This window comes from Actinomadura sp. WAC 06369 (assembly GCF_003947565.1).
Lineage (GTDB): Bacteria > Actinomycetota > Actinomycetes > Streptosporangiales > Streptosporangiaceae > Spirillospora > Spirillospora rifamycini.
Window position 1 is genome coordinate 1 of the sequence record NZ_QHJN01000107.1, and the last position, 26,871, is coordinate 26,871.

Sequence of the window (26,871 nt, forward strand, 5' to 3'; positions counted from 1 at the left end):
GGGCGCCCCCGGCAAGCGCGCCGCGCTGCCGCACACCCGGGTCGTCCTGCACCAGCCGATGGGGCAGGGGCGCGGGGCGATCCCGGACCTCATCCTCCAGGCGGACGAGGTGGTGCGGGTGCGCGCGTGAACGAGGGCGGTGGCTCGCCCTCGCTCTCGTGTCCGGCCGGAACGTTCCTTACGGGTTCACCGTCCAGACCGCCGCCAGCTCGACGCGCGAGGCGACGTTCATCTTCTGGAACACCTTCTTCAGATGGAACGCCACGGTGTGCCGGGAGATGAACAGCTGCCTGCCGACCTCGTCGTTGGTGTGGCCCTGGCTCACCAGCTCGGCGACGGCGAACTCCGTCTTGGTGAGCCCGTGCGGAAGCAGGTCCGGGCAGTTGACGGTGCGGATGGCGCCGCGGCGGACACCGAAGTCGCGGAGCTTGCTCACCACGCGGGCGGCGTCCCGCCTGGCGCCGGTGGCCTCGTACACGCTCAGGACCGACTCCAGGGTGCGGACCGTCCGCTCCTTCTCGCAGCAGCGCTCGGACACCACGGCGGCCATGTCCTCCAACGCGGACGCCCTGGACCACCGGTCGGGGTAGAGGCCGGCCGCCTCCCACAGCTTCCCGGAGTCGCTTTCCAGCAGGCCGGCGGCGTGCAGGGCCGCGCCTCGCAGCGCACCGAACCGGGAGTTGTCGGCGGCCGCCGCGGAGACCGCCGACACCGTCTTCCGCGCCAGGTCCGGGGCGTCCAGCTTGCCGAAGGCGCGGACCAGCCAGGCCGCGGCCGCCGGTTCCGACACCATCAGGGGGCGGAGCACGTGGGGGCTGGTGACGATGCCGGAGATGAGGTCTCCCGCGCTGGCCACTCCGCTGCGGGCCTCCATGGCCTGGGCGGTCACCCAGGCTCCCGCGGCATGCCCGCAGTACCCCAGCAGGGCTTCGTCCGCCAGTTTGTCGACGAAGTCGAGGCAGACCCTCATGTCCGCGCGGCGGAGCGCGCAGAGCGCGATGACCGTGTAGCAGGGGGTCCGCAGAGAGCGCACGCCGTGCCGTTCGGCGATGCGGAGCCCCATTTCGAGTTCGGCGATGGCGTCATTGACGGTGCCCAGGGCGAAGTGCAGGGTGCCGCGGGCGACGTGCGACGCGGCGGCCAGCGTGGGCGATTCGGTTCCGGCGCCGTCCGCTTCGAGGGCTTCGAGCGCCCGCCGGCCCGACTCCAGTTCGCCGACCTTGATGAGCAGGGTGGCGTACCGGAACTGGGCGAGCCGGCAGAGCTCGTGACCGCCCTCGCATTCGGCGACGGCGGCCTCGGCGCCGTGCCGGACCGCCGCCTCGACCCGTCCGTCCTGCCATGCCTGCATGGAGCGCCGGAGCCGGGCCGCGGTATCGCACCGCCCTCTTATCCACTCGTCATCGAATCCGGCCAGGTAATCATTGGTTCCAGTAAGGGACCCGAGAGAAGATTGCATGTCCGTTTCACCTAACGACGATCGTTCGGGAGCACAGGTGAATGAGTTAGGCAGGAAATAATCTCATTAGGTATTACTTTTGACACGGACACGGGGGGCGGCGCCGAGCTTTCCCCCCGAACGCGGTCGAACGGGCCGGCCCGTGGGGGCCCGGCCGGCCGCCCGACGCTCACGTGCCACTTCCTCACTTGAAGAGCCGAGCACGTGGCGACAACCCTCCCCGGCTATTTGAGTTCGGCAACTCGCACACCAACGCTCCAGAGCATAACCAATAGCGCTCCGCAGATGTCAAGGGGCAAATCCTGTCACCCGATGTCTCGAACAGAGAAGCGACATCCCGTTCCGGGACAGGTTCTTATGATCAATTCAGGTGGCCCGTTTGCTGACCTGCGGCAACTCCCGGACGGCCGGCGAGGCGATCAATGGAGCGCTCCATGACCAGCGGATTCGGCGCGACGATTCACGCTGCACCTCGCTGACCTGCGACGACGAGGCGAGGGGCGACAACCGGTCACCCCGCCCCCGAACCACCCGGTGTGCAATGAGATGCATATCACAGTTTATTCACAAACGCGCTCCGGGCGTCGGCCGGGAGAAGAATCCTCCCCCGCCGGAGTCTGCAAATCACGAGAATGCGGCGTCTTATGGAGTTTGCGGCAATCGTTCCGACGGACGGCCCCAAAACAGCCGACCGACCGGCACCTTTAATATTAGGGTGCACCCTAAAATACTTGAGCGCGCTAATGCGTGAGTGTCCGGGCGAACGCACCCGCCCGCGGCCGGGCGCGATGGGCCCGCACCGTCCGATATCGCTGAGGCGTTCGTGCCGGGGCGCCGCGTCCGGCGACGTCGCAATGGCGGTGCCGCGACGCCCGGGTCCGCACCGGCCGGGGTCTCCCTCCGTGTCCTGCTGGATTGAGACACCTGTCGGACAGTCACCCCCCTCGGCGGCCGCGGCCTCATCATGGCCCCACCGGCTGCTCGTCCCGGATGTCCCGGGCGTTTTCAGGCTCGCAACGGCGTCCGCGGGCCGGTATCCCCAGCCTTGATAGTTGTCCGGCCCCGGCCCGCCCGGACGGCGCGCGCCCGTGGTCCATTCAGATCGCGACTCCGCGGTCCGAGTCGACGCTCCGGCGGCCGAGCCCGCTCCGCACGGTGTCGAGCACGCGTTCGGCCTCGTCCATGAGGAAGAAGTGGCCGCCCTGGAAGACCCGGAGTTCCGTCGGCCCGGTGGTGTGCTCCTCCCACGCCGCCGCCTCGTCGATCGTGACCTGGGGGTCGGCGTCCCCGGTGAGTACCGTCACCGGGCAGTCCAGGACGCGGCCGGGCTCGGGCCGGTAGGTCTCGACGGCGCGGTAGTCGGCGCGGATCGCCGGCAGGATCATCTCCAGCAGTTCCGGGTCCGCCAGCATGGCCGCGTCCGTGCCGCTCAGCCTCCGCAGCTCCGCCACGATCCGCTCGTCCGGCTCCGTGTGGAGGGTGCTCGGCCGGTGGCGGGACGGGGCCCGCCGGCCGGAGGCGAAGAACCGGACGGGCGCGCGGGTGCCGGAGTCCCGCATCCGCAGCGCGACCTCGTAGCCGACCAGGGCGCCCATGCTGTGCCCCAGCAGCGCCAGGGGGCGGTCGTCGAGGCGGCGCACCGCCGCGAAGATCTGGTCGGCCAGCTCGTGCAGGTCGGAGACGTTCGGCTCGTGCCGCCGGTCCTGCCGCCCCGGGTACTGGACCGCCAGCACCTCCACGGCCGGCGCGAGCGCCTTGGACGCCGGGAAGAAGAAGCTCGCCGACCCGCCGGCGTGCGGCAGGCACAGGAGGCGGGGGGCGCGGGCGTCACCGTCCGGCGCCGGGTGGAATCGGCGGGTCCATTTCTCGAACTGCTCCGCAGAATGAGGCACCCTCGCCACGCTAGGTCCGGGCGGTCCGCGCGCCATCCCTCGATCTGATAGGCCCACCGGCGGGCGCCCCCGGCGGTCGTCCGGCGAGGACCACCCGCGCGGACCACCGGCGGGAAGGCGAAACCGCAGCGGGCCGGACGAGACTACCGACGTTGGTGATGGCTCCCGGCGGTGGTGTGGGCGAGCCTGGCCGAAACCGCGTCAAAGCCGCGGTTTCCCGCTCGTCCCCGTACCGGACCCGGTGATCGACGCAGCACCGCCAGGAGGACTCCTTGAAGGTCATCATTCTCGCCGGGGTCGCCCCGTCGACGATCTTTACGCACGCCCCGCTCGCCACGGCTCTGCGCAACGCGGGCCACCAGGTCATGGTGACCAGCTCGATCGAGGAGATGATCCCCGTCATCACCGGGGTCGGGCTCCCCGCCGTGCCGGTCACCGACCCGGAGACGACCCCGCAGCAGATCCTCGCCAAGGCCGGGCTCGCCCGGGTGCCGGAGGACCCGGTGGAGCGCGAGGGCCTCTCGGGCCGGTGGTACGCGCGGATCGAGACCGAGCCCCTCGACGCCCTGCTGGCGTTCGCCGCGGAATGGGGCCCCGACGTGGTCGTCGGGGGCATGAGCGTCTACTCCGCGCCGCTGCTGGCGGCCCGCCTCGGCGTCCCCTACGTGCGCCACGCCTGGGACATCCACCACGGGCGGCTGGCCGACCCCGAGGCGTCGGACGAGCTGCGCGAGGAGCTGGCGGAGCTGGGCCTGGACGGGCTGCCCGAACCGGACATGATGATCGACGTCACGCCGCCGAGCCTGCGCACGCCGGAGGCCGGGCCCGCGCAGATGATGCGGTGGGTCCCGGCGAACGCGCAGAGCCGCCTGGAGCCGTGGATGTACACGCGGGGCGAGGGCCGCCGGATCTGCGTGACCATCGGCACCGGCGTGGCGACCTACAACCAGCACGACTTCCTCCAGGGGATCGTCGAGAACATCTCCGCCGTGGACGCGGAGGTGGTGGTCCCGGTGTCGGACGACGCCGCGCCCGCGCTGCGGGAGCGGATGCCGGACGTCAAGGCGGGCTGGATCCCGCTGGACGTCGTCGCGCCCACCTGCGACGTCATCGTCCACCAGACCGGCGGCAGCACCATGCTGACGGCGCTGACCTTCGGCGTGCCGCAGATCCTGATCCCCGACCCCGGGCAGCACCGCGCGTGCGACATGGCCCGCCGCCTCGCCGAGGCCGGCGCCGCGGTCGTGCTCTCCCCGGAGGAGGCGACCAGCGAGGTCATCGCCAAGAAGTGCCAGCAGATCCTGTCCGACCCGGCGTACGCGGAGGCCGCGGCGGGGCTCGGCCGGGAGATGGCCGCCCTGCCGCTGCCGTCCGAGGTGGTCCGGCGCATCGAGCGCCTCGTCGGCCGGACGTCCTGACGGGGCCGAGGCTCCTGGAGGGGTTCCCCACGTGACAACGAACGAGGCCGCGGACACGTCGCAGCTCCTGGCCGCACGGCTGCAGATCCCACCGGTGCCCTACAGCCGCGCCGCCGGGTCCTGGGTGTACGGCACCGACGGGCAGCGCTACCTGGACGCCGCCAGCGGGATCATCAACGTCAACATCGGCCACGCCCACCCGGTGGTGGTCGAGGCGCTGAGCGACCAGGCGGGCATCTGCACCTACGCCAGTCCGGGGACGTTCACGGCGACCCAGGTGCAGCGGCTGGCCACCGCCACGGCCAGGGCCGTGCACCGGCCGGACGACCGCGTCATGTTCACCCCCACCGGCACCCACGCCACCGAGGCCGCCATCGCGCTGGCCCGGCTGGCGCAGCGGGCGCGGGGGGAGCTGGGCCGCCACAAGGTGCTGACGGCCACGCTCGGCTACCACGGCAACAGCGCGTTCGTGCTGGCGCTGTCGGGGCACCGCAACCGGCGGCCGCACGAGGACGACGCCTTCGGCATCGGCCCCGCCTTCGACCCGCCCTACCCCGGCCAGCACCGCGGCTGCCGGTTCCCGGTCTGCCGGGCCGAATGCGCGATCGAGGTGCGCGAGGCGATCGTCAAGGCGGGTCCGGAGAGCGTGGCGGCGGTCCTGCTGGAACCCGTCAACGGCACCACCGGCGGCGGGTACGTGCCGCCGCCCGGATACCTGCGGGCCGTCCGCGGGATCTGCGACGAGTACGGCGTCCTGCTGGTCCACGACGAGGTGCTCACCGGGCTGGGCCGCACCGGCCTCCCGCTGGCCTCGCACCACGCCCCGGGCGCCGAACCCGACATCATCACCCTCGCGAAGGGGCTCGGGGCGGGGTACCTGCCGCTGGCCGCCACGATGGTCGCGCCCCGGCTCGCCGAGGACATCATGGCCGCCGGCAAGTGGCTCCCCCTCATGGGGACCATGTCGGGGACCCCGCTGCAGGGACGGGTCGGGCTCGCGGTCCTGTCGGTGCTGGAGGACCTCGGCGTCTTCGAGCGCGACCGGGTCGGCGGCGCGGCCGTGGGCCGGGTCGTCGCCGAGGCGACGCGGGGCCTGCCGGTCGTGACCGGCGTGCGCGGCCTCGGGCACTTCTACGGCCTGGAGCTGGCCCCGGGCAGCATCCGCGACCTCCTCCGCGTCACCAGGGAGAAGGGCCTGCTCCTGTACCCCTTCGCCGGGTGGCATCCGGACGGGAGCGGCGAGGGCCTGCTGGTCGCGCCGCCGCTGAACGCCACCGACACCGAACTGGAGTTCCTCGGCGAGACGCTGCGCGCCTCGCTGCTCGAGACCGCCGAACGCCTGAACTGACCGGACGAACGACGGCGAAGGCCCGGGAGCGTTCTCCCGGGCCTTCGCCGTTCTCGTGTCCGTCCCCTGCGCCCGTCCCCCGCGCTCTCGGCGGGCTACGGGTGGCCGCCCCCGTGCGAACCGCCGTGCGAGCCGCCGCCGTGCGAGCCGCCGCCGTGCGAGCCGCCGCCGTGCGAGCCGCCGCCGTGCGAGCCGCCGTGCATGTGGAAGCGCGCCACCTCGGGCGGGTGCACGACGAACGGCCGCATCATGCCCTCGTCCTCGTGGTCGAGGATGTGGCAGTGGTACATGAACGCGCCGGTCGCGCCCTCGAACCGGCCCGCGACCGTGATCCACTCCCCGGGCCACAGGTTGAAGGTGTCCTTCCAGCCTTCCTCGTGCCGCTCGATCGGCGGTCCCGCGTCCGGCACGGGCAGCGGCCGGGACGTGCCGCCGGCGGCGGCGTCGAAGGCCGACAGGTCGCGCCACGTCCGGCGGGACAGGAGCTGGAGCCGCGCCAGGTGGATGTGCGTGGGGTGCGGCGGCCCGCCGAGCTGGATCAGGTTCCACACCGCCCACCGGCCGTGGTCGATGAAGATCGTCGTGGTGTCGTCGAAGAGGCTCGCGACCCGCCGGAACGTCCGCACCCGTCCGGTGGCCGGGTCGGTGAGCTGGAGGATCCCCTCCGCCGGGAGCCGCCCGGGCACCTGGTCCGGGTCGGTGATCTCCTGCAGTTCCCACATCTGCGGGTGCGCCTGCCCGGCCACGTTGGGCGGGAGTGCCGCCACGAACACCTCGTCGTGGTCGTCCGGGACGGTCGTGCCGTGCTCCAGCCGCACGTACGACGACGCCAGCCGCTCCGGCGGCCGGAACGGGCCGGGCCGCCCGCGCCCGGCGACGCGGAACTCCATGATGTCCGGCTCGACCGCGCTGCCGGTGCTGGTGAGCCGCAGCCGCCGTCCCGCGAACCGGCCGAAGTCGATCAGCAGGTCGGCCCGCTCGCCCGGGGCGAGGGTCAGGCCGTTCCCGGGGACTCGCGCGGGAGCGGGCAGCAGCCCGGCGTCGGTGCCGATGATCCGCACCGCCTCGTTCCGCACGGTGCCCGTCTCGTCGGCCAGGTCGAGGCGGAAGAAGCGCGCGTTCGCCGCGTTGAGCACGCGGAAGCGGTACCAGCGCGGCCGGACCTCCAGGTGCGGCCAGATGACGCCGTTGACGAGGGTGAACGGGCCGGTGACGGGGGCCGACGTGCCGGTCGCGGGCGCGTACTGGAACTTGAACAGCAGCCGGCCGGTGAGCGCGCCGGTCGCCGGGTCGGTGTCGAGGTTGCGGTCGGCGATGACCAGCGGGATCTCCTGGTCGCCGCCGGGCAGGCCGAGCCGGTCCTCCTCCTCGTCGCGGACGAGGTACATGCCGGCCAGCCCGGCGTACACGGTGAAGCGGGTCACGGCCATCGCGTGGTCGTGGTACCAGAGGGTCCGCGCCGTCTCCCGGTTCGGGTACTCGGTGAGCTGCGCGTTCCCCGGCAGGACGGCGTTGTGCGCCCAGCCGTCGCTGCCGCCGTTCACCGCCGCGCCGTGCAGGTGCACGACGGTCCACGGCGGCAGTTCGGCGACGCCGTCGATGAGCTCCACCCCGGACGGCAGGGTGCCGTCGGGGTTCCGGTAGCCGGGGGTGTCCGCCGGGGAGGGCCGGGCGACCGGTGCCCGCACGGCGACCAGCGGGACCGTCCCGTCGAGGTCGTTGCTCCAGGCGACGCGCAGCCGGCTGCCGCGGCGCACCTCGATGGTCGGGCCGGGGAAGTGGCCCTCGTAGGTCCACAGGGTGGTCGGCGGCAGCTGCGAGTGCAGCCTGAGCCGCGCGGTCGTCATGCCGACGGCGATCTCGCCGCGGTGCCGGCCCCGCGGCCGGATCACCGGCGGTATCCGCAGCGGGTCCCGGAACTTCGCCAGCCCGAAGTTCGGTGCCGCGGGCGCGCCGGGCCGTCCCGGGGGCGCCGCCGGCCGTGCCGGGGGCGCGCCGCGCGCCGGCGGGACGGCCGCCGCGTGCGCGGCGTCCGAACCGGGCGGGCCCGCGGCGCTTCCGGCGGCGCCCGCGGAGCCGAGCACCGCGGAGGCGAGGAACGTGCGTCGGTGGACCTGGTCGTTCACTCGGTTTCCCCTCGGCCGGGACCGTGCCGTCAGCGCCCGGCCGTCCGCACGTACTCCCGGACGGACTCGATCACGTAATCGATCATGGGTGTGGTCAGCCCCGGGTACACGCCGACCCAGAACGTCCGCTCGGTGATCACGTCGGAGTTGGCCAGCTCGCCGGACACCCGGAACGTCCGGTCCTCGTACGCGGGATGCCGGGTGAGGTTGCCGGCGAAGAGCCGCCGGGTGCCGATCCGGCGGGACCCGAGGAACCCCTCCAGGCCCGCCCGGGTGAACGGGGCGTCCGGCAGCACGGTGATCACGAAGCCGAACCAGCTCGGGTCGGCGCCGGGCGTCGGGCTCGGCAGCAGCAGTCCGGGCACGTCGGCCAGGCCCTCGCGCAGCCGCCGCCAGTTGCGCCGCCGGGCGGCGCCGAAGTCGTCCAGCTTGGCGAGCTGGGTGAGCCCGAGCGCGGCCTGCACGTCGGTCGCCTTCAGGTTGTATCCGACGTGCGAGAAGATGTACTTGTGGTCGTAGCCGTGCGGCAGCGACCCCATCTGCTGGTCGAACCGCTTGCGGCAGGTGTCGTCCTCGCCCGGCTCGCACCAGCAGTCCCGGCCCCAGTCGCGCAGCTGCTCCACGATCCGGGCGAGCGCGAGGTTGGACGTCAGCACGCAGCCGCCCTCACCGGTGGTGAGGTGGTGCGCCGGGTAGAAGCTGACGGTGGACAGGTCGCCGAACGTCCCCGTCGGGCGCCCCTGGTAGAAGGAGCCGACGGCGTCGCAGTTGTCCTCGATCAGGAACAGGTCGTGCCGGTCGGCGATCTCGGCGATCTCCGCCGCGGCATACGGGTTGCCCAGGGCGTGCGCCACCAGGATCGCTTTCGTGCGCGGGCCGACGGCGGCCTCGATGCGCTCCGGGACGGGGTTGTAGGTGCCCAGCTCGACGTCGACGAACACCGGGGTGAGCCCGTTCTGGATGATCGGGTTGACCGTGGTCGGCCACCCCGCCGCCACGGTGACCACCTCGTCGCCGGGGACGAGCCGGCGGTCCTCCAGCGTCGGTGAGGTCAGTGCGGACAGGGCGAGGAGGTTCGCCGACGAGCCCGAATTGGTCATGTGAGCCTTGCGCAGCCCCAGAGCGCGCGCGAACTCGCGCTCGAACCGGCGTGCGCTGACGCCGGAGGCGATCCGCATCTCCAGTGCCGCCTCGACCAGGGCGACGCGGTCCTCCTCGTCCAGGGTGGCCCCGGACACCGGCACCGGCGTGGTCCCGGGCACGAACTCGTCGGACGCGTTCTCCCGGTGGTACTTGCGCACGAGTTCCAGGAGGAACGCCTTGCTCTCCGTCATGCCCGCGACCTCCTCGCGTGTTCCCGATCTCGTCGACCGGCGTCGTCCGGCGCGGTGTCCGCCGATCGTGCCGCTCGCCGCGCCGGGTGCGGGCACCTCGGCCCTCGCGTGCACAAGAAAGGCGATTCGGCCTCTTCGGCACATTAAGTAAGCGGCGCCGGGCCGAGCATCCCCCGACCTGATAGGACTTCGCGTCCGTCCCGGTACACGCCCGTCCCGATCGGGAGCTATCAGGTCGAGGGATACCGGGCCGGTCGCGCCTCTCCTAGCCTGCGAACGGATCACGCGGATCGCCGCTGGTCGGACGGCGTCGGCCGCGCGACGACGGCGCAGAGCCCCGTGCCGGTCGGACCCGTGCCGAACTGAGAGGTGCCCCATTGAGCGTCGTGCTGCTGCTGAACGGTCCCAATCTGGGTGCGCTGGGTCACCGCGAACCGGAGATCTATGGCACCGACACGCTCGCCGACATCGAGAAGGCGGTCGCCGCCGAGGTGGCCGCCCGCGGCTGGGAGGTCGCCCCGGTCCAGCGGGACGGCGAGGGCGAGCTGGTCGGCGCGGTCCACGAGCACCGCGACACCACGGTCGGCGCCATCGTCAACCCGGGCGCGCTGATGATCGCCGGCTGGAGCCTGCGGGACGCGCTGGCGAGCTACCCGCCGCCGTGGATCGAGGTGCACCTCAGCAACGTCTGGGCCCGGGAGCGGTTCCGCCACGAGTCGGTGCTCGCCCCGCTCGCGTCCGGCGCCGTGGTCGGCCTCGGCGCGTACGGCTACCGGCTGGCGGCCCGGGCGCTGATGCACCTGTGCCCGGACGCCTGACGCGGTGGGCGGCGTGAACGCGGCGGAGGCGGAGGCGGGAGCCGCCGTCGAGGCGGGCGGCGGCGCGGTCATGTCCATGGCCGGCTTCCACACCTGGTTCGACGCGCGGGCGCGCGCGAACCGCTTCCAGGTGGACCGGATCCCGTTCGCCGACCTGTCCGGATGGGGCTTCGAGCCCGGCACCGGCAACCTCGTCCACGACAGCGGGCGGTTCTTCTCGATCGAGGGCCTGCGCGTGCGGACGGACCGGGCGTGGGCGGGCCGGTGGACCCAGCCGATCATCGTGCAGCAGGAGATCGGGCTGCTCGGCATCCTCGTCAAGCGGTTCGGCGGCGTCCCGCACTGCCTGATGCAGGCCAAGATGGAGCCGGGCAACATCAACGGCCTCCAGCTCTCCCCGACCGTGCAGGCCACCCGCAGCAACTACACGAAGGTCCACGGCGGCGCCGGGACCAAGTACCTGGAGTACTTCCGGCCGGGCTCGCGCGGCCGGGTGCTGTTCGACGGGCTCCAGTCCGAGCAGGGAACGTGGTTCCTGCACAAGCGCAACCGCAACATCGTCGTCGAGACCGGCGCCGACGTCCCGCTCCACGACGACTTCTGCTGGCTGACGCTCGACCAGATCCACCGCCTGCTGCGCCTGGACCACATGGTGAACATGGACTCCAGGACCGTCCTGGCCTGCATCCCGCCCGAACTGGCCCCGGCCCCGCCGGGCGGGCGCCGGGACGACGCCGCGGACGGCTCGTTCGCCGAGGCGGTCCGCGGTTCGCTGGCGGGGCACGGCAGGGCCGTCCACGACCTGGGCGAGGTGCTCGGCTGGCTCACCGAGATCCGCGCCCGGCAGGAGCTGGTGCAGCGGCTCGTCCCGCTGCGGGACGTCACCGAGGGCGGCTGGCGGATCGGCGCCGACGCCATCGGGCACCGGGACGGCAAGTACTTCGACATCGTCGCGGTGGACGTGCGGGCGACCAACCGCGAGGTCGCCGCGTGGTCCCAGCCGCTGCTGGCGCCCGTCCAGCCCGGTCTGGTCGCGCTGCTGGTCAAGCGGATCGGCGGCACGCTGCACGCCCTGGTCCGGGCCCGCAGCGACGCGGGCATGCTCAACATCGCCGAGCTGACCGCCAGCGTGCACTGCCAGCCGGGCAACTACGCCGACGCGCCGCCGGAGCACCGTCCGCGCTACCTGGACCACGTGCTCGCCGCGCCCCCGGACCGGATCCGGCTGGACGTCATGTACTCCGAGGAGGGCGGCCGCTTCTACCACGCGCAGAACCGCTACCTGGTCGTCGAGGTCGACGACGGCTTCGCCGCCGACCCCGGCGACCGGTTCCTGTGGGTCGCGCTCGACCAGCTCACCTCGCTGCTGCGGCACAGCAACTACCTGACCGTCGAGCTCCGCAGCCTCATGGCGAACCTGCGCAGCCTGTGACCCGCGCCGGAGCGAGACCGGCCCCGAGCGAGAAGAAGGAGTCCCCCGCCGTGACGACCAAACCGACCGAGAAGCCGCCCGGGAAGCCGCCCGAGGGCAACGTGCTCGGTTCGCCGATCCCCCGCGAACTCATCCACCGCGACGACCCGTTCACGCTGCCGCCCGCGCTGGTGGCGCTGGCCGAGCGGGCCCCGGTCACCCGGGCGACGCTGCCCGGCGGCGCCCCGTTCTGGCTGGTGTCCGGGCACGCGGAGGGCCGCGCGGTGCTGGCGGACCCGCGGTTCTCCTCCGACCGGTTCCGCTACCACCCCCGGTTCACGAGCCTGTCCGAGGAGGAGCGGGAGCAGCTGCGCAACGCGAAGGCGCAGGCCGGGTCGTTCATCAACATGGACCCGCCGGAGCACACCCGCTACCGCAAGCTGCTCGCCGGGCAGTTCACCGTCCGCCGGATCAACCGGCTCGCCGAACGCATCGAGGAGATCGTCACCGAGCGGCTGGACGCCATGGCGGCCCGGGGCGGCACCGCCGACCTCATGGCCGACTTCGCGTTCCCGGTGCCCTCGCTGGTGATCTGCGAGCTGCTCGGGGTGCCGTACGCGGACCGGGCGGAGTTCCGGCGGCGCGCGACGACCCTGCTGCAGGCGAACCTGCCGGTCAAGGACGCCATGGAGAACGCCGAGGCGCTGCGGGCGTTCATGGCGCGGCTGATCGCCGGCAAGCGGGCGGACCCCGCCGACGACCTGCTCTCCGACCTGATCCACCGCGCCGGGGCCGAGCCCGCGCTGACGGACGACGAGCTGGTCGGCATCGCCAACCTGCTGCTCCTCGCGGGCTACGAGACGACCGCGGGCATGCTGGGGCTGGGCACGTTCGTCCTGCTGCAGCGCCCCCGCCAGCTCGACGCGCTGCGCGAGGACCCGTCCCGGATGGGCGACGCCGTCGAGGAGCTGCTGCGCTACCTGTCGATCGTGCACATCGGGCTCTTCCGGTTCACCACCGTGGACCTGGAGATCGGCGGCGAGCACATCCCGGCGGGCTCGTCCGTGGTGGTCTCGGTGGTGACCGCCAACCGCGACGAGAAGCACTGGCCCGACCCGGACGTGCTGGACGTGACGCGCCCCCGGGGCCCGCACCTGGCGTTCGGCCACGGCGTGCACCAGTGCCTGGGCCAGCAGCTGGCCCGGGTGGAGATGAGGATCGCCTTCACCGAGCTGCTGCGCCGCCTCCCCGGCCTCCGCCTCGCCGTCCCGCCCGAGGAGGTCCCCGTGCGCGACGAGATGCTGCACTACGGCGTCGACGCGCTGCCCGTCGCCTGGGACGCGTCATGAAGCTGTACGCCGACCCGAAGACCTGCGTCGGCGCGGGCCTGTGCGTCCTGCGCCTCCCCGACGTGTTCGACCAGGACGAGGACGACGGCACCGTGATCCTCCTGCGGACCACGCCCGACCCCGCCCAGGAGAGCACCGTGCTCAACGCCGTCAAAGCCTGCCCGACCGGCGCGCTGCGGGTCGACCGCTGAAGGCCCCCTTCAGGAAGGAACATCATGGTCGCAGTCACCGACTCCTGGGACGCCCCCGAGGAGCAGTTCTGGATGCGGGGTGAGCGGCCCGCCGAGCCGGTCGCCTTCGACCCGGTCACCAAGGTCTGGAACGTCTACGGCCATGCCGAGGCGCTGCGGGCCCTCAACGAGCCGGCGGTCTTCTCGTCGGAGGTCCAGCGCAAGATCCCCATCGACGACCGGGTCAACGAGGGCAACCTGCTGCGCATGGACGGCGCGCCGCACGCCAAGCTCCGCAAGATCGTGAGCCGTGTCTTCACGCCTAAGGTGGTGGCGGGGCTCGAACCGCGGATCGCCGAGGTGACCGGCGAGCTGCTCGACGGGGTCGCCGCCCGCGAGGGGTTCGACCTGGTCGAGGAGCTGGCCTACCCGCTGCCGGTGATCGTCATCGCCGACCTGCTGGGCGTGCCGGCCGGCGACCGCCCGCTGTTCAAGAAGTGGGTGGCGCAGATGTTCGACGACCACCAGGACGTCTCCCTGGAGAACTGGGAGGACGGGCCGGACGGCGCGCCGCACGCGGCGGCCATGGACGGCGCCGCCGAGGTCCTCCGCTACATCGGCGAGCACGTCGCGGAGCGGCGGGTGAAGCCGCGCGACGACCTGCTCACCAGGCTCGTCGAGGCCGAGGTGGACGGGGAGCGCCTCACCGAGGCCCAGGTGCAGAACTTCGGCTTCGTGCTCCTGCTCACCGGCTACATCACCACGACCATGCTGCTGGGCAACACCGTCCTCTGCCTGGACGCCCACCCGGAGTGGATGGGCAGGGTGCGCGCCGACCGGACGCTCCTCCCGGACGTGATCGAGGAGTCGCTGCGGCTGCTCCCCCCGTTCACGGCCGTCTCGCGGCTCACCAACGAGGACGTCGAGCTGGGCGGGCGGCGCATCCCCGCCGACGAGCTCGTGATGGTGTGGCTCGGCGCGGCCAACCGGGACGAGCGCGAGTTCCCCGACCCGCACGCCTTCGACCCGACCCGCGCTCCCAACAACCACCTGTCGTTCGGCCGCGGGATCCACTTCTGCATGGGCGCCCCCTTGGCCCGGGCCGAGGGCCGCATCGCGCTGAACGTCCTGCTGGACCGCTTCCCGGACCTGCGCGTCGACCCGCGGGAAGGCCCGACGTTCAAGTCCATCCCCATCATGACCGGGGTCGACAGGCTCCCCCTGCTGATCGGCCGGAGCTGAGCGGCCGGAGCCGGCCGGTGCCGGGCGGCGCCGCCGCCTGAGCCGGACGGTCGGCGGGCGCGAGAAGACCGCCGTGCGGATCTCCGCACGGCGGTCTCGTCGTCCGCGGGCCCGCGGGCCGCCGGCTACGCCGGGGCGGCCTCGGGCTGCTTGTGGCTCGCCCACACGAGGTCACCGTCGATGCTCGACACCCGCCACCCCTCCGGGGCGCGGACCGCCCCGTACCGCAGGCGCGAGCTGATCGTGAGCTTGGGCTCCGGGGCGATCGCCCCCTCCGGCGCGGTGTCGTCGCTGAGGATCACGACCACGCTCGCCGTCACGTCGGCGCGGTCGCCGTCCACGTCGATGAGGACGTTGTGGACGAGGTGCTGGGACCGCTCGCCGGGCGAGTGCGCGGCCGCCGCGCCCGCGATCACCGCGTCCCGCCCCCGCACCGGCGCGCCGCTCGGGTCCTTCGAGGCGACCTCCTCGGCGAACACCGAGCGCAGGTCCTCGAACCTGCCTTCGTCCATGAGGGTGCAGAACCGGTAGATCAGCTGGGTGAGGTCCGCGCGGTCGTCGGTCAGGCTCATCGATGCTCCCTGCACTGCCGGCCGGCGCTCCGGCCGGCCGTTCGGTGGACTGTTCTGCCGGCCGCTCCGCCGGTCGGACGGCGGCGCGGCCGGTCGCCGCGCTCCGTCCGGGTCACGCCCGGCGGAGGAAGTCGCCGATCGCCCCGGCCAGGCCCGCGGCGTCGATCCCGTGCAGCCGGTCGTGGTCGGCCGCCTTGCCGTAGGCGCGCACCTCCTGGTCGCGCCGCACTCCGAACGAGCGCAGCCGGTGCGGGACGTCCGCGAGCGCCTCGGCCGCCTCGTGCGCCGAGGTGCCGGCCAGGTACGGCTCGACGAGCGCGACGTTCGGCGCCGCGGAGTCCACCGCGCGGCGCAGCCCGGCGCGGTCGAACGGCCGGACCGTCGAGGCGTACAGCACCGTCACGTCCATGCCGGCGGTGGCTTCGAGCACCTGCCGCAGCATCGGCCCGATCGCGGCCACCACCCCGGCGGTGCCCTCGCGCAGGACGGTGAACCCGTCCGACAGCGGCACCGACTCGCCGTGCACCTGGTCGGACAGCCGGATGTAGACCCGCCCGTCGCCGGACAGCGCGTCCTTCAGCAGCGGCTCGACCTCGTCCTCGTGCCCCGGCACGTGCACGGTCCAGCCCGGCAGCGTGTCGAGGAGCGGCACGTCGCCAGGCGCCTGGTGGGTGCGGCCGCGGGCCAGGTCGTCGTAGGAGCCGCCGATGCTGACCAGCACCGCGCCGACGTCCTGGTGCCCGAGGCTGATCTTGATCTGCTCGAACGGCCGCTCCACCAGGAACGGCGTGTAGGTGTGCACCACCGGGCGGTACCCGGTCAGCGCCAGCCCGCCGGCCATGCTCATCATCGCCTGCTCGCGGATCCCGACGTTGATCACCCGGTCCGGGTACCGCTCCCGCGCCTCGTCGAAGGACCACGAGGAGATGTCGGCGGTCAGCATGACCACCCGCGGGTCGGTCGCCAGCGACGCGATCACGGTGTCGATGAAGACCGTGCGCATCAGCTTCCTGTCCACCTCGGTCGTCATCCGGCGACCCCTTCCTTGCGACGGACGTTCGCCACGACGGCCTGCGGCCGGCCGGCGGGCTCCCGGGTCAGCGCCTTGTACAGCGCTTCGTGGTCGTGCCCGTCCACGGCGGCGGCGTCCCAGCCCTCGACCTCGAACCGCTTGGCGATGCCGTCCGGCCAGCCGAGGCTGGCGGACTTGTTGTCGATCACGATCACGGTGAGCCGGTCCAGCCCGAAGCGCCCGGCGATCTCGATCGCCTCGTTGTTGCTGCCCTCGTCCAGCTCGCCGTCGCCGATCAGCACCACCACCCGGGCGGCGCGGCCGTCGATGCGCAGGCCGAGCGCGGTCCCGACGCCGAGCGGCAGCCCGTGGCCGAGGGAGCCGCTGCTGATCTCCACGCCGGGCACGAGCACGCGGTCCGGGTGCAGTCCGAGCGGGGAGTCGACCGTGGTCCAGGTGTCGAGCTCCTCCGGAGGGAAGAAGCCCTTCGCGGCGAGCATCGCGTAGTAGGCCATCGGGCCGTGGCCCTTGGAGAGGTAGAACCGGTCGCGGTCCGGGTCGTCGACGGTGTCGGGCGACACGTTCAGCACCCGGTCGTAGAGCACCCAGATCGTGTCCGTCGTGGACACCGCGGCCCAGATGTGCTTCTCGTCGCCGATCATCCTGCGGAACAGGGCGCGGATCGTCTCTTCGGTCGTCTGCTCGGACGTGCGGTCGGTCGTCTGGTCGGTCGTCTGCATGGCTCCACCTGCAACGTTTCTGATGGTCACTCCGCCACGACCACGGGTCAGGCGGGCTTGCGGGCGGTCAGCAGGACGTACCCCACCATCGGCGCGTCGCTGAGCTGGCGGAAGTTCGAGAGGGTGCGCTCGAACTGCTCCGCCCCGATGTGCCGTACGGCCTGGTCCCGCACCGCCGTGAAGATCTCCGCGGACTTGCCCCACGACGGGCGGGTGCGGTCGCTGATGTCCTCGGCGACCTCGGGCTCCAGCCCGGCCTCCCGGATGCGGGACAGGTACTCGTCGAGATCGACGATCTTCAGCACGCCCTGCCGGACGAGGTCGACCCGGGCGGCGGCGTCGGCGCCGCTCCCGTGCTCGCCGCGGAGCAGGAAGTCGCCGATCGCCAGCCGCCCGCCGGGGCGCAGCACCCTGGCCGCCTGGCGGATCACGTGCCACCGGTCCGGCATGTGGTGCAGCGACTCCAGCGCCCAGACGATGTCGAACGACGCGTCCGGGAACGGCAGGTCCATCGCGTCCGCGTACTCGAACGACAGCCGGTCCGCCAGCCCGGCGGCGGCGGCGCGTTCGCCCGCGCGCTCCACCTGCCGCTTGCTGATCGAGATTCCGACCGCGGTGATCCCGTGGTCCCGGACCAGCCGGGCGGCCGGCTCGCCGACGCCGCAGCCGACGTCGAGCAGGCGGGCGCCCGGCTCGATGGCCAGCATCCCGGCCAGCTTGCCCGTCAGCCGGTTCGTGGCCTCGTCGAGCGACGCGCCGTCGGATTCGTCCTCCCAGTAGCCGTGGTGCAGATTGTCGCCCCAGAGCTGATCGAGCAGTTCCGCGAAATCGTCATATCCCTGCCCGATCTCGGTCGGCGTCGGCTTTGTCACCAGCACCCCTCACGGTTCGCTACGTTCCGACATTTTCTGAACGTGATCGACCACACGCAGGCTAGGGCGGGTGCGGGCGGCCGGGTATCCCTCGCGTTGATAGCCGTGCGGGCGGCCGCGGTGTTCACCGCCGCCTGGGGCGAGGCCGCGGCGCGGACCTGGAACCGGCACCGCTCGGCGCTGCACTCCTTCACCACCTGGGCGGCCGGGCCCGGTCGCGGCTGGGTCACCACCGATCTCGCCGCGCTGATCGAGCGGCGGCCAGGGGCCCGGCGTCGGCCAGCAGCCCGGCCAGGCGGGCGCGGACGTTGCGGGGGCGCGTGCCCAGCACGTTCTCCACGTCGATCAGCAGCACCCGGTCATCAGCACGCACAGATCGCCGCGAACGGCAATGGCCGGGCAGACAAGATGAGGCCGGAAGCGCATGCGGGGTTGAGCTGAAAGGGAATTCGCCTACGCCGGGAAAGGGCCACGGCGAAGGGGCGGGCCGGGAAGCACCACCTCGACCGGTTCGCCCTGGCCCGAGTCCCGATCAGGCTTACTCCAGTGTGAACGACGGTTCGGTGTTGTCCGGGGCGACGAACGCGAGCAGGCGGGCGGCCTCGTCTCGTACCGCCGCTTTCTCGGATCCCGACAGTGGCCGGAACGGTGCGATGTGCAGGTGGCCGTTCGTGAGCTTCCAGCTGCCTTCCGCAAAGCCGTCGACGAGGAGCAATGGCACGCCCCCGGAGGCCCTGGGCGCGATCCGGCGGCGATTCTCCTCGCTGATCACGCGGGTCCGGTCCCGGTACCCGAGGACGGCGTTGTCGAAGGCGGGCAGGAACCGGACCGGCGCCGGTCGGTCCGGTTCGCCCAGCGGTGCGTCGGGCAGGTCGAGCAGTTCGCCTCCCTGCTCGTCCCGGAAGGCGCGCAGTTTCGGCCGCAACCCTTCGACGACCTTGCGGAGCCGGGTCGATCCCGACCAGGCCTGGATGTCCATGACACCGGCTGGACCGAACGCGGCGAGGTAGCGCAGGACCATCGTCTCCGGTTGCGGCGCGTCGGTCAGCGGGCGGCCGAGCCATTCGTCGGCCAGGGTGACCGGTGTCCCACGCCGATGCCCCCACCGGCCCCAGGTGGAGTGGGGTGGTGGATGCACCAACGCCTCCAGCAGCTCGATGGCCTCGGCCAGCCGGCCGGGGGCGCGGCCGGGGAATCGGTCGGTGAGCAACTGGCCGAGATCCCGGCGGGTGAGCGTCTTTCCGGTCAGTAGCTGTCGGCTGACGCGGGCGAACTCGTCGAGATCCATCCCCTCGATCTGCGTGGCGTAGTACGCGTCGGTCAAGGCTTTCCGCACAGCGGGCGCGACCGTCGGCCACAGCCAACGGAAGTCCTCGCCGGAGGCCAGGTGTTGGGTACAGCGCAGCATAGTGGCGTGCACCACGTCGCGGCTCTCGAGCAGGGCCGTCAGGTCATCGTGCCGGAAGTTCTCCAACCGCGCCCACAGCCCCACATAAGGTCCGTTGGGCATTTGTGCCTGCATCGCCACGAGGTGCTCGATCGCCTCCAGCGGAGTACGAGGAACGCGCCGGGCCAGCAGTTGCCGCTCCAGGAGTGTCCGGTTCAGTACCCGCCGGGACAGCTCGGGTACGCCCGATCTCACGATTGGTCGGCCGACCAGTCCATCGGTACCTCTTGAGTGATGGCGATCAGGTTGCCGTCGGCCGCCTTCAGGACGGCCAGCCGGGCTCCGGGCATGTCCACGATGCCGGTTGCCGGATCGATGTTGTCCCCCGCGGCGGCCTCGGCGGTACCGACCTCGGCGAGCGATCCGTCGGAGGTCTCGGTCATCGCCGTCGCCCCGGCGGCGACCAGTGCGCGATGCTCCTGTTCGATATCCTCGACCGCCCAAAAGACCAGCGGGTGATCCACCCAGGGCGCCGCGGTGAGCCCGATCTCCACGCCATCGTTGGAGAACGCCGCGAAATCGTCGCTCTGGAACGCGGGTGGTCCGCCCAGCAACGCGGTCCAGGCCGTGATGCTGGCGGGCAGATCCCGCACGGGCAGGACTACATTGCCGAAACCGATAAACCGTGCCATAGGTGGCATTCTTCCAGATCCGGCCGCACGTCGTCGGCGCATCCGGCCGAAGAACCGCCGGATGTCCGCGATGAGTAGATCCGGGATGTCGCGGGAGGCCGGGCGGGGTGCGAGGAGTTCCTGGCCCGCCGGGACCCGGACGCCGACACGGTCCGCTCCTACGGCCAGATGCTGCGGCGGCTGCGCCGCGAGCTCGGCGACAACGTCCCGCTCGGCCAGGTGACCGCCGAACAGACCCGGACGGCCTGCGGAGCGGGCGCGGGCACCGAGTTCTATCAGGTTGGGGGATGCCCGGCCGGACTCCCCTTCTTATCGTTCCGAAACGGGGCTGCGACGCGCTTGCCATACCAGCGGAACGCACGCTTTCCACACGGCGCACGCTTTCCACACGGGAGGAAAACGCTATGACCGCCACCACCGAGAATCAGGGCGAGCCGATCGACCTGTTCTCGCCAGAAGTGGTCGCCGACCCGTTCGGCGCACACGCACGGGTGCGCGAGGCACCGACGCTGCAGCTCGGCGGTTTCATGGGCGGGCCGCCGATGTTCCTGGCCGCCCGCTACGAGGACGTGCGCCAGGTCCTCACCGACCAGCGGTTCCTCACCAACCCGCTGAGCGACTCGCCCGCCGAGGACATCCGGAACGGCGTGTTCCAGCACCTCGACATGCCGGAGGACCTGATCCCCTGGCTGAAGAACCTCATCAACGCGTCCGACGGCCCCGACCACGCCCGGCTGCGCAAGCTGGTGTCCTACGCGCTGACCGCGCACCGGGTCGGCAAGTTCCGGCCCCGGGTCGAGGAGCTCACCGCCGACCTGCTCGACCACCTGGACGGGCTCGGCGGGGACGGCACGCCGATCGACCTCGTCGAGACGTTCTGCTACCCGCTGCCGGTCACCGTCATCTGCGAGCTCGTCGGCGTCGACGAGGAGGACCGGCCGTACTGGCGGTCCTGGAGCGACGCGATGGCCACGCTGGACGGCGAGCGGCTCCCGGGCGAGGTGCGCAAGACCCTCGCCGTCGCGCGGGAGATGATCGAGCGCCGGCGGGCCGAGCCGAAGGACGACCTCGTCACCGCGCTCGTCCAGGCGCAGCAGGAGGACCCGTCCCGGGTCACCGACGACGAGCTGGTCGGGATCCTGTTCAGCCTGGTGACGGCCGGCCACCAGACCACGACGTACCTGATCGGGAACTCGGTGCTCGCCCTGCTGGAGAACCCGGACCAGCTCGACCGGCTGAAGGCGGAGCCGGCGCTGTGGCCGCAGGCCGTCCGCGAGCTGCAGCGCCTCGGGCCGATCCAGTTCGGGCAGCCGCGGTTCGCCACCGAGGACATCGAGGTGGGCGGCGTGGTGATCCCGCGGGGGATGCCGGTCGTGCCGCTGATCATGGGCGCCAACACCGACCCGCGCAAGTTCCCCGAGCCGGAGAAGCTGATCGTCGACCGGCTGGCGGTGGGCAGCGAGAGCCACCTCGGCTTCGGCAAGGGGATCCACCGCTGCCTCGGCCAGCACGTCGCCTACCTGGAGGCGGAGGTGGCCCTGCGCGGGCTGTTCACCCGGTTCCCGGACCTGCGCCTCGCGGTGCCGCGCGAAGAGGTCCCGTGGATCCTGCGTCCGGGGTTCACCCGGACCAAGGACCTCCCGGTGCGGCTCGTCTGACCCCGGAACGACCAGACCCGCCCACCGAGGCCGCACCCCGACCGGCTTCCGCCCGCGGCGCGGGCGGAAGCCGGTCCCGGTCGTGCCCCGGCCCGTTGCCCAGGGAGTCTTTCGCCATGACCGAGACCGTCCCCTTCCCGCAGGACCGCACCTGCCCCTACGAGCCCGCGCCGGGCTACCGGACGCTGGCCGAGCGGCGCCCGATCTCCCAGATCACCCTCTACGACGGCCGGAAAGCCTGGGCCGTCACCGGCCACGAGCTGACCCGCCGGCTCCTGACGGACCCCCGCATCTCCAGCGACCGCACCAACCCCGACTGGCCGATGGTCAGCGCGGCCGCGGCCGTCGAGTTCAACGACGTCCAGCAGAAGGTCATCAAGCTGCTCACCGCGCTGGTGGGGGTCGACGGCCCGAAGCACCGCGCGCGCCGCAAGCTGGCGCAGGCGGGCTTCACGGTGCGGCGGGTCGACTCGATGCGCCCGAAGATCCAGGAGATCGTGGACCGGCGGCTGGACGCCATGCTGGAGCACGGCGCCCCCGCGGACCTGGCCTCCATGTTCGCCTCGCCCGTCCCCCTGATGGCGGTGTGCGAGACGCTGGGCATCCCGCACGAGGAGCAGGAGTACTTCGAGCGGAAGGCGCACCAGATCCTGTTCGGCCCGGACGCGGCCGCCGCCTACGACGAGCTCATGGCCTACCTGGGCAAACTGATCGAGAAGGCCAGGCAGAGCCCCGCGGAGAGCTTCCTGAAGGACCTGCTCGCCGAGCGCGGCGAAGCGGACGACGTGGAGCAGGAAGAAGTGCTCCAGATGTTCCTGATCATCCTGGTGACCGGGCACGACACCACGTCGAGCTCGATCGCGCTCGGCGCCTACACCCTGCTGCGGCACCCCGAGCGGCTCGCCGAGCTGCGCGCCGACCCGTCGCTGTGGCCCGCCGCCGTGGACGAGCTGACGCGGCTGGTCGCCGTCCCGGACGGGCTGCAGCGGGTGGCCGCCGAGGACATCGAGGTCGACGACGACACCACCATCCACGAGGGCGACGGGGTGTTCTTCCTGTTCTCCCTCATCAACCGCGACGAGGACGCCTACGAGCGGCCGGAGACCCTGGACTGGCACCGCCCCAGGTTCCGCGACCACCTGACGTACGGGTTCGGCCCGCACCAGTGCGTCGGGATGAACCTGGCGCGCGTCATCATGGAGATCGCCTTCCGCACGCTGTTCGAGCGGCTGCCGGACCTGCGCCTGGCGGTCCCCGCGGACGAGGTCCCGATCAAGCCCGGGGAGGCGTTCCAGGGGCTGGTCGAACTGCCCGTCACCTGGTAGGCGCTCCGCACGGCGGCCGGGCCCTCGGGCCGGCGCGCCCGGCCGCCGTTCCCCGAGCCGAGGAAGGCATGATGATCGCTGCTTCGCAGAGCGCGCCGGCGGTGTACAGCGCGGCACACGCCGAGATCTACGACTTCATTCACGCCGCCCGCGGCCGCGACTGGGCGGCCGAGGCGGACGAGTACGCGAAGCTGATCCGCGCGCGGAACCCGGAGGCGGACTCGCTGCTGGACGTCGCGTGCGGGACGGGCGAGCACCTCGTCCGGTTCGGCGCCGAGTTCGGCCGCACGGAGGGGCTGGAGCTGTCGGCGGCCATGCGGGAGATCGCCCGGCGCAAGCTGCCCGGCGTCCCGCTGCACACCGCGGACATGCGGGACTTCGACCTCCGGACCGGCTTCGACGCGGTCGTGTGCCTGTGCTTCTCGCTGGCCTACGTGCGCACCGTCGCGGAGCTGCGCGGCACCGTGGCCTCGATGGCGCGGCACCTGGCGCCGGGCGGCGTGCTCGTCGTCGAGCCGTGGTGGTTCCCGGAGAGGTTCGTCGAGGGCTTCGTGTCCGCGGCGCTCGCGCAGGAGGACGGCCGCGCGGTCAGCAGGCTGTCGCACACCGTCCGGGACGGCCGGTTGAGCCGGATGACGGTGCGCTACACCGTGGCCGAGCCGACCGGGATCCGCGAGTTCACCGAGTACGAGACCCTCGCGCTGTTCGAGGAGCGGGAGTACGCCGCCGCGTTCACCGACGCGGGCTGCGCGGTGGAGTACCTCCCGGGCGGCCCGAACGGCCGCGGCCTGTTCATCGGCGTCCGCGAGGGCGGCCGGTGACGTCGTACCGGTGGCGGAGCAGCGCCGCGCGCAGCCGCTCGCCGAGGAAGTCCAGTTCGGCGTCGGTGGCGTTCAGCGGCGGCGCCACCAGCAGCCCTTCGCCGCCGCCGTCCCGGTGGAACCCCACGAACGGGTACAGCAGGAGGCCGTGCTCGCGGGTGGTGCGGAGGAGGTCGCGGACGGTGCCGGGGGCCAGTTCGATGCCGTAGAAGTAGCCGCGGCCGCGGACGTCCGTGACGGCCGGCACCCCGCGGGCGGCGTCGGCGACGATCCGGCCGAGGGCGGCGCCGCGCAGCCGGGCGGGGTCGAGGGCGCCGATGTCCCGGAGGACGGACAGGACGGCCAGGCCGACGCGTCCTTGCAGCGGGGTGGCCGACATGGTGCCCGCGAGGGGCGGCCGGGTGCCGCCGGTCAGGATGTCGTCGGCCAGGCGCGGTCCGATCAGGGTGGCGGCCAGAGGGAGGTAGCCGGCGCCCAGCCCCTTGGCCAGGGTGACGATGTCGGGTTCGGCGCCGGGGGTGTGGTGCGAGGCCAGCGGGAGGCCGGTGCGGCCCAGGCCGGTGAGGACCTCGTCGTGGATGAGCAGGACGCCGTGGTCGTCGCAGATGCGGCGGAGTTCGCGCAGGTATCCGGCCGGGGGGACGTACCCGCCGCCGGTGGTGCCGTTGACCGGCTCCATCAGCACCGCCGCCACGCTCTCGGGACCGGCTTTGAGGATGGCGTCGCGGACGTCCTGGGCGCATTCGGTGCGGCAGGCGCCGTAGGGGCAGCCTGAATGGTGGCCGGGGTAGGGCGGGTCGAACGCGGGGCCGAGGCCGAAGCCGTCGTCCTCGTGCGGCCGGCGGTTGCGGTGCCCGGACAGGGCCAGGACGAACGCGCTGTTGCCGTGGTACCCCAGCGAGGCGGTGAGGATCTTGTGGCGGCCCGTCTCGCCCCGGGCCCGCTGCGCCAGCCGGGCGAGGGCGATGGCCGCCTCGGTGGCGTGCGTCCCGGTCGGGGTGAACACGACGCGATCGTCCGGGCGGTGCACCGCGCTCGCCGTGGCGGCGGCCAGCTCCTCCATGTCTCCGGAGGGGTACGTTCCCGGGCCGGCGTAGGTGCAGATGCCCGCCTGGTCCCGCATCGCCTCGACGACCACCGGATGCGTGTGGCCGATGTTCACGTTGATGGCGCCGCTGCTCGCGTCGAGGTAGCGCCGCCCGTCGGCGGCGTGCACCCAGGATCCGCGCGCGCGGCTGTAGGGCATCGGGGGGATCTGCCACCGCGTCGCCAGCAGCTGCGACACACCCGTTGCCTCGTTCGTCACCACAGAGTTTCCCCCCAGGCGTCTCAGTCCCGCCGCCGGACGAGCCCCTCGATGCGCCGCACCACCTCGGACGGCAGCGGCAGCGCCTCGATCTCCCGGCGCAGCCCGGCCGCGGCCGCCGCGTACCCCGGGTCGCCGACGACCTGCCGGCACGCCTTCGCGACGGCCTCGCCGGTGGCCTCCTCGGCCGGGACGACGACCCCGGCACCGGCCTCGGCGACGCGGCGCGCCATCTCCACCTGGCGGAACTGCCCCGGGTCGGGGATCAGGACCTGGGGCGTCCCGGCGCTCAGCGCGGTCAGCATCGTGTTGCCGCCGGACTGGTGCACCAGCACGTCGCAGGTCGGTGCCAGGACGTCCAGGGGGATCCAGCCCACGTGGGCGCCGGGCAGCCGCTCCCGCGTCCCGGGGGCAGCCTCCTCGGGCACCGCCACCGCGACCTCGGCGTCCAGGGCCGCGAGGTCGGCGACGATCGCTTGCAGGTAGTCGTACTGGTCGTAGTCGGCCACGGTCGTGCCGATGGTCACGCCGATCCGGGTCCCGGCGCCCCGCGTGTACATCCACCGCTCCAGGCGGCACTGGGAGTTGCCCGGGATCCAGCGCATCTTCTGCGCGGGCGGCGCGCCCCGGGGGCGCAGGCTCGGCGGGGTGAAGTCGATCAGCATGTCGGGGGCGGGCAGTCCCTCCAGCCCCAGCTCGGCCAGCTCGCCGGCCAGCTGCTCGGCCGCCCCGGCGTCGAACAGCCGCGGGTCGTGGATGTCCCATGCCTGGCGCACGTAGGGGACGCCCAGCCGGGCCGCCAGCAGCCCGGCGCCGTACGCCTGCATGCCGCCGATCACCACGTCCGGGCGCCAGCGCCCGGCGAAGTCGAGCAGCGCCGGCAGGGGCGCGGTGTCGATGACCGCGAGCCACCGGCCCGCCGTCCGCTCGCGTTCGGCCGGGTCCGCGGGCACCCCGTCCAGCCCGGCGCCGGCCACGATCCGCTCCCGGGTCATGCCCGGCTCCATCACCGGCAGCGCGGGCAGCCCCGCCGCGGCGATGCTCGGCATCACGTCGTCGCTGGACGCGGTCACCATCACCTGGTGTCCCGCGTCGCGCAGCGCCGTGCCCAGCGCGACGTGGCCGAAGAACGTCGACGGGGTCAGCCCGGCGAGTATGACGACCTTCATGCGATCCTCCGTGAGCCGTGCGGCGAGCCGAGCGGGAACGTGCCGGTCGCGGCGGTCACGGCCGCCGCGTCAGGCGGCCGAGCTGCTCGCGCAGCCGGTCGAGGCGCTCCGGCAGTTCCGGGTCGCCTTCGGGCCACGCCAGGTCGATGCCGATGCGGCCGCGGAACGTGCTCACCACGTAGCCGCCCATCGCCGACGCCTCCCTGATGCTGGAGGCGGAGCGGAGATCGGTCGGCCGCAGCCCGTCGGGGGTGCGCAGGGGCGGCGCCTGCCCCCAGTTCTGGACGCTGACCACGGCGGGGGCGCGGCCCGGCTCCCAGGGTCGGGCGTTCCCGGCGGCCCGGGCGACCAGGTCCAGGAGGCTGCGCTGGACGGAGCCGTCCGCCAGGCCCGCGCGCAGCCCCGCGCCGACGGCCCGGCCGATCGCGACGGGCTCGGGCTTGGTCCCGTCCGCGACCGCGAACCCGGCGCCGCCGAGCACGTTGGTGCCCTCGGTGGCGCCGATCCGCGGGGTGAGGCGGTCGCGCAGGTTCACCGTGTACCGGAGCAGCAGCTCCGGCAGCGGCAGGTCGCGGACCTCGGCCTCGACGACGAGCAGCGCGCCCGACAGCAGGCCGTTGACCGTGACGCCTTCGCGGTGGCCGAGGTCGACGAGCGCCGCCGACTCGGCCTCCGTCAGGCTGTGCCGGACCACGTGCCGGACGACCGCGGGGGGACGCTCGGGGACCACCGCCCCCTCCGGGCCGGTGG

25 protein-coding genes are annotated in these 26,871 nt (G+C 72.8%); 11 read left to right on the forward strand and 14 right to left on the reverse strand.

From position 1 onward, the window contains the following. On the forward strand, positions 1-130 hold a 130-nt coding region (locus DMH08_RS25785), incomplete at its 5' end, for an ATP-dependent Clp protease proteolytic subunit (RefSeq protein WP_199748009.1). A 48-nt stretch (positions 131-178) separates the two neighbouring features. Here the strand turns inward: DMH08_RS25785 and DMH08_RS25790 are convergent. Beyond that, a complete protein-coding gene (locus DMH08_RS25790) occupies positions 179-1,351 on the reverse strand; it encodes a helix-turn-helix transcriptional regulator (protein WP_199748010.1) in 1,173 nt (390 codons plus the stop codon). A 1,205-nt stretch (positions 1,352-2,556) separates the two neighbouring features. Next, complete coding sequence (locus DMH08_RS25795; RefSeq protein WP_233617803.1) at positions 2,557-3,351, reverse strand: thioesterase II family protein; 795 nt, start codon at positions 3,349-3,351, stop codon at positions 2,557-2,559. Between the two features lie 272 nt (positions 3,352-3,623). On the opposite strand from DMH08_RS25795, the gene DMH08_RS25800 reads away from it, so the two are divergent. Both DMH08_RS25800 and DMH08_RS25805 read left to right on the forward strand, forming a co-directional pair. Next, entirely contained in the window at positions 3,624-4,769 is a 1,146-nt protein-coding gene (locus DMH08_RS25800; protein WP_125618331.1) for a glycosyltransferase, read from the forward strand. A gap of 31 nt (positions 4,770-4,800) precedes the next feature. Further along, on the forward strand, positions 4,801-6,117 hold the full coding sequence (locus tag DMH08_RS25805; protein ID WP_026404035.1) for an aminotransferase family protein: 1,317 nt from the start codon (positions 4,801-4,803) through the stop codon (positions 6,115-6,117). Positions 6,118-6,212: 95 nt separating this feature from the next. Here the strand turns inward: DMH08_RS25805 and DMH08_RS25810 are convergent, their stop codons facing one another. Together DMH08_RS25810 and rfbH are read right to left on the reverse strand one after the other, a co-directional pair. Continuing rightward, entirely contained in the window at positions 6,213-8,243 is a 2,031-nt protein-coding gene (locus tag DMH08_RS25810) for a multicopper oxidase family protein (RefSeq protein WP_233617804.1), read from the reverse strand. Between the two features lie 29 nt (positions 8,244-8,272). After that, positions 8,273-9,577, reverse strand: a complete 1,305-nt coding sequence (gene rfbH, locus DMH08_RS25815) for a lipopolysaccharide biosynthesis protein RfbH (protein ID WP_125618332.1) — start codon at positions 9,575-9,577, stop codon at positions 8,273-8,275. A 386-nt stretch (positions 9,578-9,963) separates the two neighbouring features. On the opposite strand from rfbH, the gene DMH08_RS25820 reads away from it, so the two are divergent. The 5 genes from DMH08_RS25820 to DMH08_RS25840 are packed head-to-tail and all read left to right on the forward strand — an operon-like array spanning position 9,964 to position 14,567. After that, on the forward strand, positions 9,964-10,395 hold the full coding sequence (locus DMH08_RS25820; RefSeq protein WP_325052947.1) for a type II 3-dehydroquinate dehydratase: 432 nt from the start codon (positions 9,964-9,966) through the stop codon (positions 10,393-10,395). A gap of 13 nt (positions 10,396-10,408) precedes the next feature. Then, on the forward strand, positions 10,409-11,827 hold the full coding sequence (locus DMH08_RS25825) for an NDP-hexose 2,3-dehydratase family protein (RefSeq protein ID WP_233617805.1): 1,419 nt from the start codon (positions 10,409-10,411) through the stop codon (positions 11,825-11,827). Between the two features lie 50 nt (positions 11,828-11,877). Continuing rightward, positions 11,878-13,155, forward strand: coding sequence for a cytochrome P450 (locus DMH08_RS25830; RefSeq protein WP_233617806.1), 1,278 nt, complete (start codon positions 11,878-11,880; stop codon positions 13,153-13,155). Then, a complete protein-coding gene (locus DMH08_RS25835; RefSeq protein WP_199748011.1) occupies positions 13,152-13,346 on the forward strand; it encodes a ferredoxin in 195 nt (64 codons plus the stop codon). Before DMH08_RS25830 ends, DMH08_RS25835 begins: the two co-directional genes overlap by 4 nt. Positions 13,347-13,370: 24 nt before the next feature. After that, entirely contained in the window at positions 13,371-14,567 is a 1,197-nt protein-coding gene (locus tag DMH08_RS25840; RefSeq protein WP_125618334.1) for a cytochrome P450, read from the forward strand. Between the two features lie 125 nt (positions 14,568-14,692). On the opposite strand, the gene DMH08_RS25845 is transcribed toward DMH08_RS25840, so the two are convergent. From DMH08_RS25845 to DMH08_RS25870, 7 genes are all read right to left on the reverse strand, one after another. Continuing rightward, a complete protein-coding gene (locus tag DMH08_RS25845; RefSeq protein WP_026404028.1) occupies positions 14,693-15,139 on the reverse strand; it encodes a nuclear transport factor 2 family protein in 447 nt (148 codons plus the stop codon). Positions 15,140-15,251: 112 nt separating this feature from the next. Then, the gene (locus tag DMH08_RS25850; protein WP_199748016.1) at positions 15,252-16,142 is read right to left on the reverse strand and encodes a transketolase family protein; all 891 of its coding nucleotides are present in this window, start codon (positions 16,140-16,142) and stop codon (positions 15,252-15,254) included. A 23-nt stretch (positions 16,143-16,165) separates the two neighbouring features. Beyond that, complete coding sequence (locus DMH08_RS25855; RefSeq protein ID WP_233617808.1) at positions 16,166-16,813, reverse strand: thiamine pyrophosphate-dependent enzyme; 648 nt, start codon at positions 16,811-16,813, stop codon at positions 16,166-16,168. Positions 16,814-16,938: 125 nt separating this feature from the next. Then, positions 16,939-17,763, reverse strand: a complete 825-nt coding sequence (locus DMH08_RS25860; protein WP_125618338.1) for a methyltransferase domain-containing protein — start codon at positions 17,761-17,763, stop codon at positions 16,939-16,941. Between the two features lie 226 nt (positions 17,764-17,989). Further along, complete coding sequence (locus DMH08_RS40345) at positions 17,990-18,136, reverse strand: hypothetical protein (protein ID WP_158642402.1); 147 nt, start codon at positions 18,134-18,136, stop codon at positions 17,990-17,992. A gap of 165 nt (positions 18,137-18,301) precedes the next feature. After that, positions 18,302-19,291: a winged helix DNA-binding domain-containing protein gene (locus tag DMH08_RS25865; RefSeq protein WP_267898572.1), complete on the reverse strand. Its 990-nt coding sequence runs from the start codon at positions 19,289-19,291 to the stop codon at positions 18,302-18,304. 110 nt (positions 19,292-19,401) lie between these two features. Continuing rightward, complete coding sequence (locus tag DMH08_RS25870; protein WP_125618342.1) at positions 19,402-19,842, reverse strand: VOC family protein; 441 nt, start codon at positions 19,840-19,842, stop codon at positions 19,402-19,404. 404 nt (positions 19,843-20,246) lie between these two features. Here DMH08_RS25870 and DMH08_RS25875 point away from each other — a divergent pair, with 404 nt between their 5' ends. The 3 genes from DMH08_RS25875 (at position 20,247) to DMH08_RS25885 (ending at position 23,646) form a co-directional block, all read left to right on the forward strand. Continuing rightward, positions 20,247-21,500: a cytochrome P450 family protein gene (locus DMH08_RS25875; RefSeq protein WP_026404022.1), complete on the forward strand. Its 1,254-nt coding sequence runs from the start codon at positions 20,247-20,249 to the stop codon at positions 21,498-21,500. A 116-nt stretch (positions 21,501-21,616) separates the two neighbouring features. After that, the gene (locus DMH08_RS25880; RefSeq protein ID WP_026404021.1) at positions 21,617-22,825 is read left to right on the forward strand and encodes a cytochrome P450; all 1,209 of its coding nucleotides are present in this window, start codon (positions 21,617-21,619) and stop codon (positions 22,823-22,825) included. A 71-nt stretch (positions 22,826-22,896) separates the two neighbouring features. Continuing rightward, a complete protein-coding gene (locus DMH08_RS25885; protein ID WP_233617807.1) occupies positions 22,897-23,646 on the forward strand; it encodes a class I SAM-dependent DNA methyltransferase in 750 nt (249 codons plus the stop codon). Here DMH08_RS25885 and DMH08_RS25890 read toward each other — a convergent pair. The 3 genes from DMH08_RS25890 to DMH08_RS25900 all read right to left on the reverse strand — a co-directional run. Further along, complete coding sequence (locus tag DMH08_RS25890) at positions 23,618-24,952, reverse strand: aminotransferase family protein (RefSeq protein ID WP_199748012.1); 1,335 nt, start codon at positions 24,950-24,952, stop codon at positions 23,618-23,620. The two genes, DMH08_RS25885 and DMH08_RS25890, sit on opposite strands and share 29 nt — an antisense overlap. 23 nt (positions 24,953-24,975) lie before the next feature. Then, positions 24,976-26,121 carry a glycosyltransferase gene (locus DMH08_RS25895; protein WP_125618344.1) on the reverse strand — a complete coding sequence of 382 codons (1,146 nt, stop codon included), beginning with the start codon at positions 26,119-26,121 and terminating at the stop codon, positions 24,976-24,978. Between the two features lie 55 nt (positions 26,122-26,176). Continuing rightward, the coding region (locus tag DMH08_RS25900; RefSeq protein ID WP_199748013.1) for a phthiocerol/phthiodiolone dimycocerosyl transferase family protein at positions 26,177-26,871 on the reverse strand (695 nt) is incomplete at its 5' end.

Coding starts and splice junctions, on each gene's coding strand:
- rfbH (WP_125618332.1), bottom strand. CDS start 9,577: ATGACGGAGAGCAAGGCGTTCCTCCTGGAACTCGTGCGCAAGTACCAC.
- DMH08_RS25880 (WP_026404021.1), top strand. CDS start 21,617: ATGACCGAGACCGTCCCCTTCCCGCAGGACCGCACCTGCCCCTACGAG.
- DMH08_RS25840 (WP_125618334.1), top strand. CDS start 13,371: ATGGTCGCAGTCACCGACTCCTGGGACGCCCCCGAGGAGCAGTTCTGG.
- DMH08_RS25875 (WP_026404022.1), top strand. CDS start 20,247: ATGACCGCCACCACCGAGAATCAGGGCGAGCCGATCGACCTGTTCTCG.
- DMH08_RS25895 (WP_125618344.1), bottom strand. CDS start 26,121: ATGAAGGTCGTCATACTCGCCGGGCTGACCCCGTCGACGTTCTTCGGC.
- DMH08_RS25845 (WP_026404028.1), bottom strand. CDS start 15,139: ATGAGCCTGACCGACGACCGCGCGGACCTCACCCAGCTGATCTACCGG.
- DMH08_RS25850 (WP_199748016.1), bottom strand. CDS start 16,142: ATGCGCACGGTCTTCATCGACACCGTGATCGCGTCGCTGGCGACCGAC.
- DMH08_RS25855 (WP_233617808.1), bottom strand. CDS start 16,813: ATGATCGGCGACGAGAAGCACATCTGGGCCGCGGTGTCCACGACGGAC.
- DMH08_RS25790 (WP_199748010.1), bottom strand. CDS start 1,351: ATGCAGGCATGGCAGGACGGACGGGTCGAGGCGGCGGTCCGGCACGGC.
- DMH08_RS25870 (WP_125618342.1), bottom strand. CDS start 19,842: ATGGCACGGTTTATCGGTTTCGGCAATGTAGTCCTGCCCGTGCGGGAT.
- DMH08_RS25885 (WP_233617807.1), top strand. CDS start 22,897: ATGATCGCTGCTTCGCAGAGCGCGCCGGCGGTGTACAGCGCGGCACAC.
- DMH08_RS25835 (WP_199748011.1), top strand. CDS start 13,152: ATGAAGCTGTACGCCGACCCGAAGACCTGCGTCGGCGCGGGCCTGTGC.